The sequence below is a fragment of the Pseudomonas sp. AC532 genome, from assembly GCF_979258965.1.
Window position 1 is genome coordinate 1312363 of record NZ_OZ409888.1, and the last position, 17222, is coordinate 1329584.

At 65.0% G+C, this 17222-nt stretch carries 15 protein-coding genes; 10 read left to right on the forward strand and 5 right to left on the reverse strand.

Features of this window, described 5'->3' with window-relative positions:
• Positions 1–14: 14 nt before the first annotated feature.
• The gene (locus tag ACZ0AV_RS06310) at positions 15–917 is read left to right on the forward strand and encodes a DMT family transporter (RefSeq protein WP_499150250.1); all 903 of its coding nucleotides are present in this window, start codon (positions 15–17) and stop codon (positions 915–917) included.
• Positions 914–2083, forward strand: a complete 1170-nt coding sequence (locus ACZ0AV_RS06315; protein WP_499150251.1) for a cyanate transporter — start codon at positions 914–916, stop codon at positions 2081–2083. The genes ACZ0AV_RS06310 and ACZ0AV_RS06315 overlap by 4 nt, the downstream gene beginning before the upstream one ends.
• Positions 2084–3079: 996 nt before the next feature.
• On the opposite strand, the gene ACZ0AV_RS06320 is transcribed toward ACZ0AV_RS06315, so the two are convergent.
• The 3 genes from ACZ0AV_RS06320 to selD form a co-directional block, all read right to left on the reverse strand.
• Positions 3080–3613 carry an REP-associated tyrosine transposase gene (locus ACZ0AV_RS06320; protein ID WP_499150252.1) on the reverse strand — a complete coding sequence of 178 codons (534 nt, stop codon included), beginning with the start codon at positions 3611–3613 and terminating at the stop codon, positions 3080–3082.
• A gap of 344 nt (positions 3614–3957) precedes the next feature.
• Positions 3958–5049: a tRNA 2-selenouridine(34) synthase MnmH gene (gene mnmH, locus ACZ0AV_RS06325; protein WP_499150253.1), complete on the reverse strand. Its 1092-nt coding sequence runs from the start codon at positions 5047–5049 to the stop codon at positions 3958–3960.
• Positions 5049–6083, reverse strand: a complete 1035-nt coding sequence (gene selD, locus ACZ0AV_RS06330) for a selenide, water dikinase SelD (protein ID WP_499150254.1) — start codon at positions 6081–6083, stop codon at positions 5049–5051. The genes mnmH and selD overlap by 1 nt, the downstream gene beginning before the upstream one ends.
• A 233-nt stretch (positions 6084–6316) precedes the next feature.
• Between selD and ACZ0AV_RS06335 the strand changes: the two genes are divergently transcribed.
• From ACZ0AV_RS06335 to uvsE, 5 genes are all read left to right on the forward strand, one after another.
• Positions 6317–7168: a putative selenate ABC transporter substrate-binding protein gene (locus ACZ0AV_RS06335; RefSeq protein WP_092364392.1), complete on the forward strand. Its 852-nt coding sequence runs from the start codon at positions 6317–6319 to the stop codon at positions 7166–7168.
• Positions 7165–7962, forward strand: coding sequence for a phosphonate ABC transporter ATP-binding protein (locus ACZ0AV_RS06340; protein WP_499150255.1), 798 nt, complete (start codon positions 7165–7167; stop codon positions 7960–7962). The genes ACZ0AV_RS06335 and ACZ0AV_RS06340 overlap by 4 nt, the downstream gene beginning before the upstream one ends.
• Positions 7956–8783, forward strand: a complete 828-nt coding sequence (locus ACZ0AV_RS06345) for a PhnE/PtxC family ABC transporter permease (RefSeq protein ID WP_499150256.1) — start codon at positions 7956–7958, stop codon at positions 8781–8783. The genes ACZ0AV_RS06340 and ACZ0AV_RS06345 overlap by 7 nt, the downstream gene beginning before the upstream one ends.
• Positions 8780–9547, forward strand: a complete 768-nt coding sequence (gene phnE, locus ACZ0AV_RS06350) for a phosphonate ABC transporter, permease protein PhnE (protein WP_499150257.1) — start codon at positions 8780–8782, stop codon at positions 9545–9547. The genes ACZ0AV_RS06345 and phnE overlap by 4 nt, the downstream gene beginning before the upstream one ends.
• Positions 9548–9614: 67 nt before the next feature.
• A complete protein-coding gene (gene uvsE, locus ACZ0AV_RS06355) occupies positions 9615–10643 on the forward strand; it encodes a UV DNA damage repair endonuclease UvsE (protein WP_499150258.1) in 1029 nt (342 codons plus the stop codon).
• Between the two features lie 367 nt (positions 10644–11010).
• Here the strand turns inward: uvsE and fadD1 are convergent, their stop codons facing one another.
• A complete protein-coding gene (gene fadD1, locus ACZ0AV_RS06360; protein ID WP_499150259.1) occupies positions 11011–12699 on the reverse strand; it encodes a long-chain-fatty-acid--CoA ligase FadD1 in 1689 nt (562 codons plus the stop codon).
• Between the two features lie 425 nt (positions 12700–13124).
• Positions 13125–14813, reverse strand: a complete 1689-nt coding sequence (fadD2, locus tag ACZ0AV_RS06365; RefSeq protein WP_499150260.1) for a long-chain-fatty-acid--CoA ligase FadD2 — start codon at positions 14811–14813, stop codon at positions 13125–13127.
• A 148-nt stretch (positions 14814–14961) separates the two neighbouring features.
• Between fadD2 and ACZ0AV_RS06370 the strand changes: the two genes are divergently transcribed.
• The 3 genes from ACZ0AV_RS06370 (at position 14962) to ACZ0AV_RS06380 (ending at position 17129) form a co-directional block, all read left to right on the forward strand.
• Entirely contained in the window at positions 14962–15936 is a 975-nt protein-coding gene (locus tag ACZ0AV_RS06370) for an alpha/beta hydrolase (RefSeq protein ID WP_499150261.1), read from the forward strand.
• A complete protein-coding gene (locus ACZ0AV_RS06375) occupies positions 15933–16403 on the forward strand; it encodes a MaoC family dehydratase (protein ID WP_499150262.1) in 471 nt (156 codons plus the stop codon). Before ACZ0AV_RS06370 ends, ACZ0AV_RS06375 begins: the two co-directional genes overlap by 4 nt.
• Before the next feature lie 219 nt (positions 16404–16622).
• Entirely contained in the window at positions 16623–17129 is a 507-nt protein-coding gene (locus ACZ0AV_RS06380; protein WP_499150263.1) for a DUF1993 domain-containing protein, read from the forward strand.
• Positions 17130–17222: the final 93 nt, after the last annotated feature.

Genomic DNA, 17222 nt, shown 5'->3' on the forward strand with positions numbered 1-17222 from the left:
GGATGGAACCACCCATGGCCGCCCCACAATCACGACCGCTCCTGTCACTTCTGCTGTTGCTCGGCATCGGCGCGCTGATGGGGCTGACCAGCAACCTGGTGAAACTGGCCAGCGCCGCGGGCTGGTCGCCGGTGGCCTATCTGCTCTGGAGCCTGCTCGGTGGCGGCCTGCTGTTGCTGCTGTTCACCCGCCTGCGTGGCGAAGCGCCAGGATTGAGCCCTCGCCTGCAGCGCTACTACCTGGCCTCGGGCTTGCTAAGCATCGCCCTGCCCAATGGCTTGCTGTTCAGCTCGATTCCCCATGTGGGTGCGGGCTTCGCGTCGATGTGCCTGGCATTTCCGCCGCTGATCACCTACCTGCTGGCCCTGGCACTGCGCATGGAGCCGTTGAGCCGGGTGCGCCTGCTGGGTATCTGCATTGGCCTGAGCGGCAGCCTGCTTTTGGCGCTGGACAAGATGCACAGCGGCGACAGCCCGTTGCTGTGGATTCTTGCCGCGCTGGCGGTACCGGTGTTTCTCGGCCTGGGCAACATCTACCGTTCGCGCTGTTGGCCGGCCGGTGCCAGCCCGCTGTCGCTGGCGCCGGGCATGCTGCTGGGTGGCGCCCTGCTCCTGCTACCGCTGGCCCTGTTCGACGTGACGCTCGCCCCGGCGTTGCACAGCGGACCGGCGATCAGCCTGCTGCTGGTGCAGATGGCGCTGTTCGCCATCGTCTACGCGCTGTATTTCGTGCTGCAGAAGCTGGCCGGCGCGGTGTACCTCAGCCAGATCGGTTCGGTGGCCGCGATGCTCGGTGCGGCAATGGCCGTCACCCTGCTGGGCGAGCACGGCAGCCTGTCGATGTTGCTGGCGGCGCTGTGCATCGTCGGCGGTGTCTTGCTGGTGGCGTGGCGCGGTGCGCAGGAGAACAAGTCATGAAACGCCAGACCCTGCTGTTACTCGCCATCGTGCTGCTTGGCCTCAACCTGCGCCCGGTGCTGGCGGCGCTCGGCCCGCTGCTCGACCGCATCCAGCTCGACACCGGCCTGGGCCATGTTGGCGCCAGCCTGCTGACCAGCCTGCCTATCGTCATCATGGGCCTCGGGGCGCTGGCGGCCGGCGTGCTGCGCCGGCGCCTGGGTGAGCAGAACGGCATCCTCGCAGGGGTTGTGCTGATCGCGCTGGCCTGCGCGATGCGCGGCGTGCTGCCTCAGGCGGCACCGCTGATCGCCAGCGCACTGCTGGCCGGTGCGGGCATCGCGTTCGTGCAGGCGCTGTTGCCTGGCCTGATCAAGGCACGTTTCAGCAACGACAGTGGCCGCCTGATAGGCTTCTACAGCTGCGCGATCATGGGCGGCGCTGCATTTGGCGCAGCGCTCACGCCCTGGTTCGCGCACTGGATCGGTTGGGGCTGGGCGCTGGCGCTGTGGGCCTTGCCGGCGGTCGGCGCGAGCCTGCTGTGGAACAGAGCGGCACCGGCCGATAGCGCGCCGCCGACTGGCGAAGTGCGGCACCTCGACGCCTGGCGCTCGCCGCGAGCCTGGTTGCTGATGGCGTTCTTCGGCGTCGGCACCGCCGGCTACACCCTGGTGCTGGCCTGGCTGCCGCCCTACTACACCGCTCTGGGCTGGAGCGCGCAGTCCAGCGGCTTGCTGCTGGCCGCGCTGACGCTTTGCGAGGTGGCCGCCGGCCTACTGGCCTCGAGCCTGCTGGCGCGCTACCCGGATCGCCGCCCGCTGCTGGCCGTGGTGCTGCTGTCGCTGCTGGCCGGCCTGCTGGGTTTGCTGTTCGCACCGCTGCAACTGGTCGTGCCGATCTGCATCCTGATCGGCGTCGGCATCGGCGCGCTTTTTCCGCTGTCGCTGGTGGTCGCCCAGGATCACCTCGACGATCCACGGCAGACCGGCGACCTGCTGGCGTTCGTGCAAGGCGGCGGCTACCTGATCGCCGCAAGCTCGCCGCTGCTGGCGGGCCTGCTGCGCCAGTACACCGACGACCTGCGCCTGAGCTGGCTGGCCATGGCCGTGGCGACCCTGGCGCTGATGATCATGGCCGCGCGCTTCAAGCCGGGCAGCGGGCACTTCCATACGCGACTCAGCACGTAGGGCGGACTCAGGAGCGCCAGCGAACAGTCCGCCATACCGGCACACGGCGTACTGCTTCGCGAGTACGCCCTACGTGGCTACGTGGCGGTTTCGCAAACACATCGCCGCCCAACCACAGGCACGTAGGGCGGACTCAGGAGCGCCAGCGAACAGTCCGCCTTACCGGCACACGGCGTACTGCTTCGCGAGTACGCCCTACGTGGCTACGTGGCGGTTTCGCAAACACATCGCCGCCCAACCACAGGCACGTAGGGCGGACTCAGGAGCGCCAGCGAACAGTCCGCCTTACCGGCGCGCGGCGTACTGCTTCGCGAGTACGCCCTACGTGGCTACGTGGCGGCTTCGCAAACACATCGCCGCCCAACCACAGGCACGTAGGGCGGACTCAGGAGCGCCAGCGAACAGTCCGCCTTACCGGCACACGGCGTACTGCTTCGCGAGTACGCCCTACGTGGCTACGTGGCGGTTTCGCAAACACATCGCCGCCCAACCACACAGGCACGTAGGGCGGACTCAGGAGCGCCAGCGAACAGTCCGCCTTACCGGCACACGGCGTACTGCTTCGCGAGTACGCCCTACGTGGCTACGTGGCGGCTTCGCAAACACATCGCCGCCCAACCACAGGCACGTAGGGCGGACTCAGGAGCGCCAGCGAACAGTCCGCCTTACCGGCACACGGCGTACTGCTTCGCGAGTACGCCCTATGTGGCTACGTGGCGGCTTCGCAAACACATCGCCGCCCAACCACAGGCACGTAGGGCGGACTCAGGAGCGCCAGCGAACAGTCCGCCATACCGGCACACGGCGTACTGCTTCGCGAGTACGCCCTACGTGGCTACGTGGCGGCTTCGCAAACACATCGCCGCCCAACCGCACAGTCCGTAGGGCGGACTCAGGAGCGAAGCGAACAGTCCGCCATACCGGCACACGGCGTACTGCTTCGCGAGTACGCCCTACGTGGCGAATCGGGCGCCCATGATCGCTCCTGACCCCAGGTCAATCGTCATACAGGCTTGCGTCGGTCTCCGGGCGTCCGGCCCAGTCCGCGGGATAGAGCCCGCGCTCGACATCCCGGTGAAACGTGGAATAGGGCCAATCGCCTACTCGCGGCACCAGGCCATGCTTGAGCGGATTGATATGGATGTAATCGAGATGACGCCTGAAATCCTCTTCGTCACGTACCAGGTGCTCCCAGTAACGGCGTTGCCAGATGCCCCGCTCCCGACGATCCCGGAGAATCTTCGAACGCCACTCGTCCGCCGGTACAGCTCGGGAGAAGACCATCTTGATCAAGCGCCAGCGCAGTGAGAAATCGACCTCGCCTGGCGGCAGTTCGATCAGACAGTGGAAGTGATCGGGCAATACCACCCAGCCGTGTATCTCGAACGGGTGACGTTGCCGGACGACACGCACGGCTTCACGCAGGGTGTCGATGTGGCGCACGAGCAGATCGTTGCCGCGTCGAAAACGCAGGGCATGGGTGAAGAAGTAGGTACCGCCAGGGCGCCATACACGGCGATAGTTGGGCATATGCGTCGTCCTTGACGGTTCTAACGAGTAGAGCCTAGACCAACCACGCAGGTCGGTCTCAGGAGCGAAGCGAACAGTCCGCCATACCACCACACGGCGTACTGCTTCGCGAGTACGCCCTACGTCTGTGCTCGTCAGGCCAGCACTACACGTAGGGCGGACTCAGGAGCGCCAGCGATCAGTCCGCCATACCGGCGCACGGCGTACTGCTTCGCGAGTACGCCCTACGTCTGTACTCGTCAGGCCAGCACTCCACGTAGGGCGGACTCAGGAGCGAAGCGAACAGTCCGCCATACCGGCACACGGCGTACTGCTTCGCGTACGCCCTATATGGCCAAGGCGGGTCAGTTCGCCCCGCGCAGGTAGGCGACCACGGCTGCTTCGTCGCCCGCAAACTCGATGCGCTCGGCCTTGCTGTCGCGCTGGTAGGCGTACATCGGATCGTAGTACTCGCGCAGCAGGCCTTCTATCCAGCCGCGGTGCAGCTCGACCGCGCCGCTGCGCTGCTGCTCGTCCAGGGCTGCCTGCATGATCGCCAGCAGGCGCTTGTGGCGCTCACCGCCGAGGCGTTTGTGGATGTTATCGAGGCTCTGCAGCAGGCGTTCGGCGAACAGTCCGAAGCCCTGCTCCTCGCCATGCACGCCGATGAATTCGGCGCATAGGTCGACCACGTAATCACGCAGAATGCGCTCGACGCGGTTGTCGAAACGGTCCTCCAGCCACACCAGCGGGTAACCCTGCATGCCCTGGTACAGCGCCAGCGGCACATTGCAACTGCCGACGATGCGGCCTTCATCTTCCACCACGAACTGCTCGATGCCCGCCGCGCGCTTACGCAGGATGTCGATGGCCAGGGCGTTTTCGAAATCGATCTGCGCCGGTTGGCCGGTGGCGCGCTTGCCGAAGCTGGAGCCGCGGTGATTGGCATGGCCTTCGAGGTCCAGCGCATTGGGCAGTTGCGCCAGCACGTCGGTCTTGCCGGTGCCGGTCATGCCGCCGACGACCATGAACCGGCACTGCCCCAGCGCTTCATCGAGGGTGTCCAGCAGGAAGGTGCGCATCGCCTTGTAGCCACCGACCACGCGTGGGTAATCGATGCCGGCTTCCTTGAGCCACTGCTGGACGATCTGCGAGCGCAGGCCGCCACGGAAGCAGTACAGGTAGCCGTCGGGGTTGGCGCGGGCGAACGCGGCCCAGGCCTCGACCCGCTTGGCCTTGGTCTGCCCGCCGACCAGTTGATGGCCCAGTTTGATGGCCGCCTCCTGGCCGTGCTGCTTGTAGCAGGTGCCGACCTTCTGGCGTTCCAGGTCGGTCATCAGCGGCAGATTGAGTACGTCGGGAAAAGCACCTTTGACGAACTCCACCGGGGCGCGGGTATCCATCATCGGCGCATCGCGCAAAAACAGATCGCGGTAATCGCGTGCGTCGTCGCGCATCAGAACACCTCGACGGCGTGACGCTGTCGCTCCACCAGCACGCCGATGGGCGCCAGCTCCAGGCCCAGCTCGGCGGCAACCGCGAGAAACTCTGCCTCGCCCTGCTCGCTGACGGCGATCAACAGACCGCCGCTGGTCTGCGGGTCACACAACAGGTCGCGCTGCTCGTCGCTGAGCGCCTCGATGCGCTCGCCATAGCTGTCGAAATTGCGCAGGGTGCCACCCGGCACACAGCCCTCGGCCAGGTAATGCTCGACGCCCGGCAGGCGCGGCACCGCGGCATAATCCACGCGCGCGCTGAGCCCCGAGCCGTCAGCCATCTCCACCAGATGGCCGAGCAGGCCGAAGCCGGTCACGTCGGTCATCGCGTTGACGCCTTCGAGCTTGCCGAAGCGGCTGCCCGGCTTGTTCAGGGTGCACATCCAGTCGCGTGCCAGGCCGACGTCTTCGGCGCGCAGCTTGGCCTTCTTCTCGGCCGTGGTGAGGATGCCGATGCCCAGCGGTTTGGTCAGGTACAGGGTGTCGCCAACCTGGGCGGTGTCGTTGCGCTTCATGTGTCGCTTGTTCACCACGCCGGTCACCGCCAGGCCGAAGATCGGCTCCGGCGCGTCGATGGAATGCCCGCCAGCCAGCGGGATACCGGCGGCGTCGCACACCGCACGGCCGCCGCGGATCACTTCGCGGGCGACTTCTGGCGGCAGCAGGTTGACCGGCCAGCCCAGGATGGCGATGGCCATCAACGGATCGCCGCCCATCGCGTAGATGTCGCTGATGGCGTTGGTGGCGGCGATACGGCCGAAGTCAAACGGGTCGTCGACGATGGGCATGAAAAAGTCGGTGGTCGATACCACGCCGCGCTCGTCGTCGAGCGCATACACCGCGGCGTCATCACGCGAGGCGTTGCCGACCCAGAGCTTGGGGTCGAGATTCTGCGCGCCGCTGCCGGCGAGGATCACCTCCAGCACCTTGGGGGAAATCTTGCAGCCGCAACCAGCACCGTGGCTGTACTGGGTCAGGCGGATCGGCTCACTCATGGCAACGTTCTCGACAGCTGGGAAACAGGCCGGGGATTATAGGGGCTGCGGCCGTTTGATTCACGGCCGCGCGTCCGTGGCCCCGCTGCGCCCCATGAAACGACGACAAACCCCGGCAAAGCTGGCCTTTCTCGCGGCGCCTCCTATAATCGCCGCGCTCTTTACCCACTTCTGGAACGCGCACCGATGAGCGCCTTCCAGCCGTTTTTTCCGCTATTGAACCGGAGAACTCCATGCTCAAGCGCACCCTGTCGCTGGTCACCGGCCTCGCCCTGTCCTTGTCCGCTCTCACCGCGCACGCCGCTGACACCCTGCGCGTGTCGGCCATTCCCGACGAAGCACCGACCGAATTGCTGCGCAAGTTCAAGCCGCTGGGCGCGTACCTGGAGCAGCAGCTGGGCATGAAAGTCGAGTTCGTCCCGGTGGCGGATTACCCGGCAGTGGTCGAAGCGCTGGCCACCGACCGACTCGACATGGCCTGGCTGGGCGGCTTCACCTTCGTGCAGGTGCACCTGAAGACCGGCAACGCCATTCCGCTGGTACAGCGCGAGCAGGATGCCGAATTCACCAGCAAATTCATCACCTCGGACCCAAGCGTAAAATCCCTGGCCGACCTGAAGGGCAAGACCTTTGCCTTCGGTTCGGTGTCATCCACCTCGGGCAGCCTGATGCCGCGCTACTTCATGCTCAAGGACGGCATCAAGCCGGAGGCCTATTTCAGCCGCGTGGCCTACTCGGGCGCTCACGACGCCACTGCCGCCTGGGTCCAGGCCGGCAAGGTGGATGCCGGCGTGCTCAACGCCAGCGTGTGGGACAAGCTGGTCAACAGCGGCAAGGTCGACACGAACAAGGTCAAGGTGTTCGCCACCACGCCGACCTACTTCGACTACAACTGGACCGTGCGTGGCAGCCTCGACCCGGCCCTCGCCGAGAAGATCAAGCAGGCATTCCTGGCACTCGACCCGGCGAACCCGGAGCACAAGGCGATTCTCGATCTGCAGGCCGCCAGCCGCTTCATTGCTACCAAGCCTGAGAACTACACCGGCATCGAAGAGGCTGCCCGCGCTGCCGACCTGCTGAAATGACCCTGCGCCTGTCCGGCATTGGCCTGCGGCACGGCAACGGCGTTCAGGCACTCGAAGGGTTGCAGCTGAGCATCGCGCGCGGCGAACGGGTGGCGATCATCGGTCCCTCCGGCGCGGGCAAGTCCAGCCTGCTCAACCTGCTGGCTACCGCGCTGGCGCCCAGTACGGGTGACGTCGAGGTGCTCGGCGAGCGCCCCTGGCAGCTGTCGAGCCGCCAACGGCAACGCCTGCGTGCGCGCATCGGGCTGATCCACCAGGCGCCACCGCTGCCCTCGCGGCAACGGGTGGTCACCGCCGTGCTGGCCGGTAAGCTCGGCCAGTGGAGCCTGGGCAAGAGCCTGCTCAACCTGCTGCACCCACTGGACATTCCCGGCGCGCGCGCCGAGCTGGCGAAGCTCGATCTGGCCGACAAATTATTCGCCCGCTGCGGCGAGCTGTCCGGCGGCCAACTGCAACGGGTCGGCATCGCGCGTGCCCTCTATCAGGCGCCGGAACTGCTTCTTGCGGATGAGCCGGTGTCGGCGATGGACCCGCGCCTGGCCGACCATACGCTGTCGCTGCTGTGCCGCCACGCGCAAGCCAGCCAGGTCACGCTGGTCGCCAGCCTGCACACGGTGGAACTGGCCCTGGCGCATTTTCCGCGGGTGATCGGCCTGCGTGATGGGCAGATCGTCTTCGACCTGGCGGCCAGCGATGTCGATCATCAGCGCCTCGACGCCTTGTACGCCAACGAACAGCTGAGCCCCGACACCCAGCTCGCGGCTGCTGCGAACGCATGGGCACCGCGATGCTGAGACGCGACGGACGCGATCCCGCGGCCGCTCCACGCCTGCTCCTGAGCCTGCTGGCCATTGCCCTGTTGTGGCCTGGCATCCAGCTCGCCGAACTGGACCTGGCGGTGCTGCTGCAGCCGGAAAGCACCCGTTCGATGGGCAGCTTCCTGGCGGGCTTCTGGCCCCCGGCGCACGATGCCGAATTCCTGACACTGCTGCTGGACGCCACCCTGCAGACCCTCGCCATCGCCACCGCGGGCATGGCCCTGGCGCTGTTGTTGGCGGTGCCGGCCTGCCTGCTGGCCAGCCGCGCACTGTCGCTGTCGGCCGCCTGCCGTGGCGGGCGCCCCAGCCTGCTCGGCCAGTCCCTGCGCTGGCCGGTGCGCGGGCTGCTGATCGTGCTGCGCAGCGTGCCGGAAATCGTCTGGGCGCTGCTGTTCGTGCGCGCCGTCGGCCTCGGGCCTACCGCGGGTGTGCTGGCCATCGCCATCACTTACGCGGGCATGCTCGGCAAGGTCTACGCGGAAATCCTCGAGTCGGTGGACCAGCGCCCGGTGCACGCGTTGCTGCAAGCCGGCAGCGGGCGCCTGGCGGCTTTTGCCTACGGCGTGCTGCCGGGCGCCGCGGCAGAGCTGACCTCCTACACGGTGTATCGCTGGGAGTGCGCAGTGCGCGCCTCGGTGGTGATGGGCTTCGTCGGCGCCGGCGGCCTGGGCCAGCAGATCGACCTGTCGATGCGCATGTTCGCCGGCGCCGAAGTGGCCAGCATGCTGCTGACCTTCCTGGTGCTGGTGCTGCTGGCCGACCAGCTCAGCCGCCTGCTGCGCGCGAGGTTCGCATGAAGCGCCTGGGCAATAGCGTGCTGGTATTGGCCATCGGCGCGGCAGTGGTCGGCTCGTTCGTGTACCTGGGTCTGGATCTGCTGAGCCTGGCCAACGGCGACAGCCTTGCGCACATGGCCAGTTACGCAGGGCGTTTCATGAGCCCGGACCTGAGCGCCGAGCACCTGCAGGCGACCGCTACAGGCGCACTGGAAACCCTGACAATGTCGGCACTCGGCACCCTGCTTGCCGCGTTGCTCGGCGTGTTTCTCGCCCTGCCGGCAGCCGGCCGCCTGGGCTGGCCACTGCAGAGCGTCACACGCCTGCTGCTCAATGCGCTGCGCGCCATTCCCGAGCTGGTGTGGGCGGTGCTGATGGTGCTGGCCGCCGGCCTGGGGCCCAACGCCGGCACACTGGCGCTGGCGCTGCACACCGCTGGCGTGCTCGGCCGGCTGTTCGCCGAGGCGCTGGAGAACACCCCGCCGCAGCCGGCCGCCGCCATTCGCCTGCAGGGCGGCGGCGCCTGGGTGGCCTTCTGCTACGGCACCCTGCCCAACCTCTGGCCACAGTTGCTGGCGTACACCCTGTACCGCTGGGAGAACAACATCCGCATGGCCGCGATCATGGGCTTCGTCGGTGCCGGCGGGCTGGGGCAGATGCTTTACGTCAGCCTGAGCCTGTTCCAGGAAGCCCAGGCCAGCACGGTGATCCTCGCCATGTTACTGCTGGTACTGGCCGTCGACGCCCTCAGCGGCTGGACCCGGCAACGCTGGGTGCGCAATTAATCACTGAGCCATGGGCCGTGGCCAGGGTCTGACTACCGACAACGAACGTTACTTGCGAGACTCGTCCATGTCCTCACCCCGCATTGGCTTCGCCTGCCAGTATCGCCACCCGGATCGCAGCCTGCCGGCTGGCGAGCTGAAAGCCATCGATGCGGCGTTCAACCCGCGCACTACCACACTGCGCTGGATGGACAGCGTTGCCCCAGCAATGGCCCACGCCAAGCTGGTGGAGATCGTCGAGCACAACCTGCTGGCCCAGTTGCGCCTGCTCGCCTATGTGGTCACCCTGCCCGAGCCACTGCAGATGCTGCGCCTGAGCAGCGACCTGCTGCCGTTCTACAGCCACCCCAAGGTCAGTGCCTTCTACCGGCAGCCGCCGATGCAGCAGCGCCTGATCGAGGGGTTTGCAGCGATTGGGGAGATGGCCCGCGCGGCGGGTATTCGCCTGTCGATGCACCCTGGCCAGTACTGCGTGCTGGGCTCGGATCGCCCGGAGGTGGTCGAGAACAGCATCGCCGAGTTCGAATACCATGCCGACATGATCCGCATGATGGGCTACGGCCGGCAGTTCCAGGATTTCAAATGCAACCTGCACATCGCCGGCAAACTCGGCGGTGACGGTATTCGCGCGGTGTGGCCGCGGCTGTCCCATGAAGCGCGCCAGTGCATCACCTTCGAGAATGACGAGAAGACCTACGGCGTCGATGATTGCCTGGCCCTCGCCGACCTGGCGCCCGTGGTGCTCGACGTGCACCACTGCTGGATTCACGAGAACGACTACATCGACCCGCAGGCCGAGCGCGTGGCCCGCATCATCGACAGCTGGCGCGGGGTGCGGCCGGCCATGCACCTGTCGCAGCCGCAGGAACGCCTGCAGGAACTGGGGCTCGCCGCCGAGCGCAAACTGGAAATGCCCGAGGTGCTGAAGGTGGTACCCAAACGCGAGCTGTATGGCCACAGCGCACGCATGTGGAACGACTGGACGAACCAGTACGTGCTGCAGTTCCTGGATCGCTTCGACATCATGTTCGAGGCCAAGGACAAGAACGTCGCGACCCTGGAATTCTACGCACGCTACCTGCAACCCGACCGCTAGCGGATCACTGCCAAACCGCTCCTGGTGCCGGGCGATGCAGCTCGTAGCCTGGGCCGAGCGCAGCGACACCCAGGCTACGAGGATGACCAATAGCCTGTGGGTAGCGCCACAACCTGTAGGAGCCGCGCCCCCGCGGCGAATCGCGCATACAACGCCGAACCCGGGATACATCCACGATTCGCCCAGGGCAAAACTCCTGTAAATGCAGCGCCTGGCGATGCAGTTCGGAGCCTGGGTCGAGCGCAGCGACAGCCGGGAAATCGACCTGGGTATCGCTTCGCTCAACGCCAGGCTTCGGAGTCGAAACTGCCCGCCCAATAATGCAAAAGGCCCTGCAGTGCAGGGCCTTTCGTTACGGCGCCAAGGTTTACTTCTTGCCGAGTTTCTTCAGTTCTTCGTCACGCAGCTCGCGGCGCAGGATCTTGCCAACGTTGGTGGTTGGCAGGCTCTCGCGGAACTCGACCTGCTTGGGTCGCTTGTAGCCGGTGAGGTTGTCGTGCATGTGCTGCAGGACCTGCTCCTTGGTCAGGGTCATGCCCGGTTTGACCACCACGAACACCTTGATCGATTCGCCGGAACGCTCGTCCGGCACGCCGATGGCCGCGCACTGCAGCACACCCGGCAGGGCCACCAGCACTTCTTCCAGCTCGTTAGGGTAGACGTTGAAGCCGGACACCAGAATCATGTCCTTCTTGCGGTCGACGATGCGAATGTAGCCGTCGGGCTGGATGATGCCGATGTCGCCGGTCTTGAACCAGCCGTTGGCGTCGATCACTTCATCGGTGGCGTCCTGGCGCTGCCAGTAGCCCTTCATCACTTGCGGGCCCTTGATGCACAGCTCGCCGGTTTCGCCCAGCGCCAGGTCGTTGCCCTGGTCGTCGATCACCTTGAACAACGTGGACGGCGCAGGAATGCCGATGGTGCCCAACTGGATATTGGTGATCGGGTTGACCGAGGCCACTGGGCTGGTTTCCGTCAGGCCGTAGCCCTCGCAGATGGCGCAGCCGGTGACCTGCTTCCAACGCTCGGCAGCCGCCTGCTGCAGCGCCATGCCGCCGGACAGGGTGACCTTCAGTTTGGAGAAGTCGAGTTTCTGGAAACCCTCGTTGTTGCTCAGCGCCACGAACAGCGTATTGAGACCAACGAAACCACTGAACTGGAATTTGGACAGGTCCTTGACCATGGTCGGCAGATCACGCGGGTTGGTGATCAGCAGGTTGTGATTGCCGCAGTGCATCATTGCCATGCAGTGAAAGGTGAAGGCGTAGATGTGGTACAGCGGCAACGGCGCGACGAGAATCTCGTTGCCTTCGTTGAGGTTGGAGCCCATCAACTCGCGGCATTGCAGCATGTTCGCGATCAGGTTGCGGTGGGTCAGCATCGCGCCCTTGGCGACGCCGGTGGTGCCGCCGGTGTATTGCAGCACCGCGACCTCATGGGCGGCCGGATTGGCCTCACTCACCGGCTTGCCGCGGCCCTGGCTGAGGGCATCGGTCAGCTTGATGGCAGATGGCAGGTGGTAGGCCGGCACCATCTTCTTCACGTACTTGACCACGGCATTGACCAGCAGGCGCTTGAGCGGCGGCAGCATGTCGCCGACTTCGGTGACGATCACCGTGGTCACGCCGGTCTTGGGCACCACCTGCTCGGCCAGGTGAGCCATGTTGGCCAGGCAGATCAACGCCTTGGCCCCGGAATCCTTGAATTGGTGCTCCATCTCCCGCGCGGTGTACAGCGGGTTGGTGTTGACCACCACCAGGCCAGCGCGCAGCGCGCCGAACACCACCACCGGGTATTGCAGGACGTTGGGCAGTTGCACGGCAATGCGGTCGCCGGGCTGCAGGTCGGTATGTTGCTGCAGGTACGCTGCGAAGTGCCCGGACAGCTCGTATAGCTGACCGTAGGTAATGGTCTTGCCCAGGTTGGTGAACGCGGGCTTGTCGGCAAACCGCTGGCAGGACAGCTTCAGCACCGCCTGAACGTTGGGGTACTGGTCGGGATCGATCTCGGCCGCGATCCCCTCGGGATATTTGTCCGTCCAGAAGTTTTCGGTCATGGACACCCACTCCTAAGCAACTGCTTGTCTTCACCGCGTATGCGGTTGTTTGTTGTATGTATGCCTGCCTGTTCGCCCCTGTGAGGCGCAAAGCGGGGCCGAGAGTAGCAGAGTTGCCAGATACCGACCAGAGCTCGAAAAGGCCCGCCGGTATCAGAAATGACCACATATACAAAAATAGTCACAACTGGCTTTTTACTGCCTGCTCGATGTGCGGCAGGCACCATGAAACAGCAGGCAACGCCCATGATAGACGCCTGCGAGCTTTTATGCCGCGAGTGATTTGGCAATCCGCAGGGAGTGGCAGAAAAGAGGCCGGGACAACGTCTGCTGCCGCAGCCCGGTCAGGCGCCTGCAGAGATCATGGGCATCGACAACGCAGCGACAGGCGCCATTGCGGCTGTCGCTGCGCCTTGCACCTACAGTTACGCTTGGTCGCGCAGCTCGCGGCGCAGGATCTTGCCCACGGGGGTCATGGGCAGCGAATCGCGGAAGACGATGTGCTTCGGCACCTTGTAGCCGGTGAAGTTGTCCTTGCAATAGGCCTTCAGCTCCTCGGCGGTCAGGCTACTGTCGCGTTTGACCACGAACAGTTTGACCGCCTCGCCGGACTTGTCGTCCGGCACGCCGATGGCTGCGCAACTGGCGACCTTGGCGTGGGCCATCACCACGTCTTCGATCTCGTTGGGGTACACGTTGAAGCCGGAAACGATGATCATGTCCTTCTTGCGGTCGACGATACGCACGAAGCCGTCTTCGTCGATCACCGCAATGTCGCCGGACTTGAACCAGCCCTCGGCGTCCAGCACCTCGGCGGTGGCCTCCTCGCGCTGCCAGTACCCCTTCATCACCTGCGGCCCCTTGATGCACAACTCGCCGCGCTCGCCGAGCGGCAGTTCGTTGCCGTCGTCGTCGATGACCTTGAATGCCGTGCCCGGCACTGGAATGCCCACGGTGCCCAGCCGGGCGCGATCACCGTAGGGGTTGGCACTGGCGATCGGCGAGGTTTCGGTGAGGCCGTAGCCCTCCACCACCGTGCAGCCGGTCAGGCTCTGCCAGCGCTCGGCCGTGGCCTTGACCAGTGCGGTACCGCCGGAATTGGTGACCTTGAGGTGGCTGAAATCGAGGTTCTTGAAGCCCGGGTTGTCCATCAGCGCCACGAACAGCGTGTTGAGCCCGAGCAGCGCGGAGAATTCCCACTTGCCCAGCTCCTTGATGAAGCCGGGAATGTCGCGCGGGTTGGTGATCAGCACGTTGTGGTTGCCGTTGACCATCATGCACATGCAGTTAACCGTGAAGGCGTAGATGTGGTACAGCGGCAGTGGCGCGATCATCACCTCCTGCCCGCGCTTCATCAGCGGCGTACCGTCGGGGCCGTGCTGTGACATGCAGGCATCGGCCTGCAGCATGTTGGCGATCAGGTTGCCGTGGGTCAGCATGGTGCCCTTGGCCACACCGGTGGTGCCGCCGGTGTACTGCAGCACGGCGATATCGTCCTGGGTGGCTGTAGCCGGTCGTGCCGCCTGGTGGGCACCTTCGCGAAGTACCTGCTTGAAGGACAGTGCCTGGGGCAGATGGTAGTCAGGCACCATCTTCTTGACCTTCTTCACCACGGTATTGATCAGCCAGCCCTTGAGGCTCGGCAGCATGTCGCCCATGCGCGCCTCGATCAGGTACTCGATCGGGCTATCGGGCAGCACCTCCTGCACCAGCTTGCCGAACATGTTCAGGTACACCAATGCGCGCACGCCGGCGTCCTTGAACTGGTGGCGCATTTCGCGGGCGGTATACAGCGGGTTGGTGTTGACTACGATCAGCCCGGCGCGCATCGCGCCGAACACGGCGATGGGGTACTGCAGCACATTGGGCATCTGCACGGCGATGCGGTCGCCTGGCTGGAGATCGGTGTGCTGTTGCAGGTAGGCGGCGAATGCGGCGGACAGTTCGTCCAGCTCCCGGTAGCTCAGGGTTCTGCCCAGGTTGCTGAAGGCGGGCCGGTCGGCGAACGTCTTGCAGGAGCGCTCGAATACGTCGACCACCGACTGGTAGGCGCTCATGTCGATGTCGTTGGGCACACCGGCGGCGCGCTTGTCGTTCCAGAAATCAGGTTGCATTGTTGTTGTCCTCATTCCCTGAATAGCGTGGATAAGCTTCAGCGAACTTAGCAGCAAGGCACCCGCTCGCAAACCGACAATCAATACCGTGAATTTCAGCCCCTGCGCGGTCTACAATGCGCGGCAACCGCAGGCTCAAGGAACTGCCATGCAGCACCGCACCTTCTGGCTCGACAGCAGCGATGGCGTACCCCTGTACGTCAATCACTGGCGTGCCGAAGGCGTGCCCGGCGAGCCCGCGCGCGGGGTGCTGATGGTGGCGCACGGCATGGCCGAGCACAGCGGCCGTTACGCGCGTTTTGCCGAAGCACTGGTAGCGGCCGGCTTCGATGTCTACGCCCATGACCAACGTGGCCACGGCCACACGGCGCAGCACGGCAGCCTCGGGCATTACGCCGATCAGGATGGCTGGGCGCGCGTGGTCGGCGACCTCTCCACGCTCAATCACCACATCCGCCAGCAGTACCCGCAGACGCCGATATTCCTGCTGGGCCACAGCATGGGCAGCTACATCGCCACCGCCTACCTGATGCACCACAGCAGCAGCGTGCAGGGGGCGATCCTCTCGGGCACCAGCCATCAGCCGGTACGCGCCTATAAGGCCGCCGCGCTGGTCGCCCGCCTTGAGCGCTGGCGACAGGGCCCTACCGGGCGCAGCGCACTGATCGACTGGTTGTCGTTCGGCGCCTTCAACAAACCGTTCAAACCGGCGCGTACCGCGTTCGACTGGCTGAGCCGCGACACCGCCGAGGTCGACCGTTATATCGCCGACCCGTTGTGTGGCTTTCGCTGCAGCAACCAGCTATGGCTCGACCTGCTCGGCGGCCTGCAGCGTATCGGCCGCATCGCCGACCTGAAGCAGATCGACCCGCAGTTGCCACTGCTGATCATCGCAGGCGAGCACGACCCGGTGAGCCGGAGCGGGCGCCTGCAGAAACTGGCCGACGCACTGGCCCGCTCGGGGCATGCCCGCACCACTCTCAAACACTACCCACAGGCCCGTCACGAACTGCTCAACGAACTGAACCGTGACGAGGTTACCCGCGACCTGATCGACTGGCTGGAACAGGCACTGGAGCAGCCCCGCCACCGACCATCACTTCCTCAGGAATCCACGCCATGACGCAAAGCAGCAACACCCCTTACGAAGAACTCGAAGTCGGCCAGACCGCTACCTACAGCAAGACCGTGGAAGAACGCGACATCCTGCTGTTCGCCGCCGTCTCCGGCGACCACAACCCGGTGCACCTGGATGCCGAATACGCAGCCACCACCATGTTCAAGGAGCGCATCGCGCACGGCATGTTCAGCGGCGCGCTGATCAGCGCCGCCGTCGCCTGCACCCTGCCCGGCCCTGGCACCATCTACGTCAGCCAGCAGATGACGTTCCAGAAGCCGGTCAAGCTCGGCGACACCCTCACCGTGCGCCTGGAAATTCTCGAGAAGCGCCCGAAATTTCGCGTACTGATTGCCACCCGCGTGTTCAACCAGAACGACGAACTGGTGGTCGACGGCGAGGCTGAAATCATCGCGCCACGCAAAGCCTTTACTGTCGAGCTGGCGACCCTGCCGCCCATCAGCATCGGCTGATTTTTTTGCAGCCTTAGAACCTGTTCACGATCTCTAGCTGGACGTAGGGTGGACAACGCTTTTTTGTCCACCATTACAAGTGCGAAACGGTGGACGGATGAAGCGTCGTCCACCCTACAAAAGGCCACTGAGGCCATAGATAGTCCGTAGATGGGTTTCACCTACGCCGCCCGACCCATCCTGCGATTTCATACGACGTACATTTTTCTGGAGCCTTCCATGCCACTGTCCATGCATTCCATTTCCATCCCGGTCTTCACCCGCCAACTGAACAACCTGTCGACCATCCTCGGCATCGCCGCCGCCAACGCCGAAACCCGCAAGATCGAGCAAAGCGTGCTCCTCAACGCGCGCCTGGCCCCGGACATGTTCCCGCTCGCCCGCCAGGTGCAGATCGCCTGCGACACCGCAAAAGCCGGCGCCGCCCTGCTGGCCGGCGTCGAAGCGCCAAGCCATGCCGATGACGAAACCAGCTTCGCCGAGCTGCAGGCGCGCATCGCCAAGACCCTCGAATTCGTGCAAGGCATCAGCGCCGCCCAGCTCGACGGCAGCGAAGACCGCACCGTGACCCTCAAGCGCCGTGACAAGGAGACCCACTTCCAGGGTCAGGCCTTCCTGCTCGACCACGTGCTGCCGAACCTGTATTTCCACCTGACCACCACCTACGCCATCCTGCGCCACAACGGCGTGGAGCTGGGCAAGCGCGACTTCCTCGGCACCCGCTGAGCCCCCTGCTGGCCAGATGATGGACAGGCTCCCTGCCTGTCGTGACCTCTTGGTGCATGCCCGCCGGGCATCGCACCAAGACAGGTCAACCTT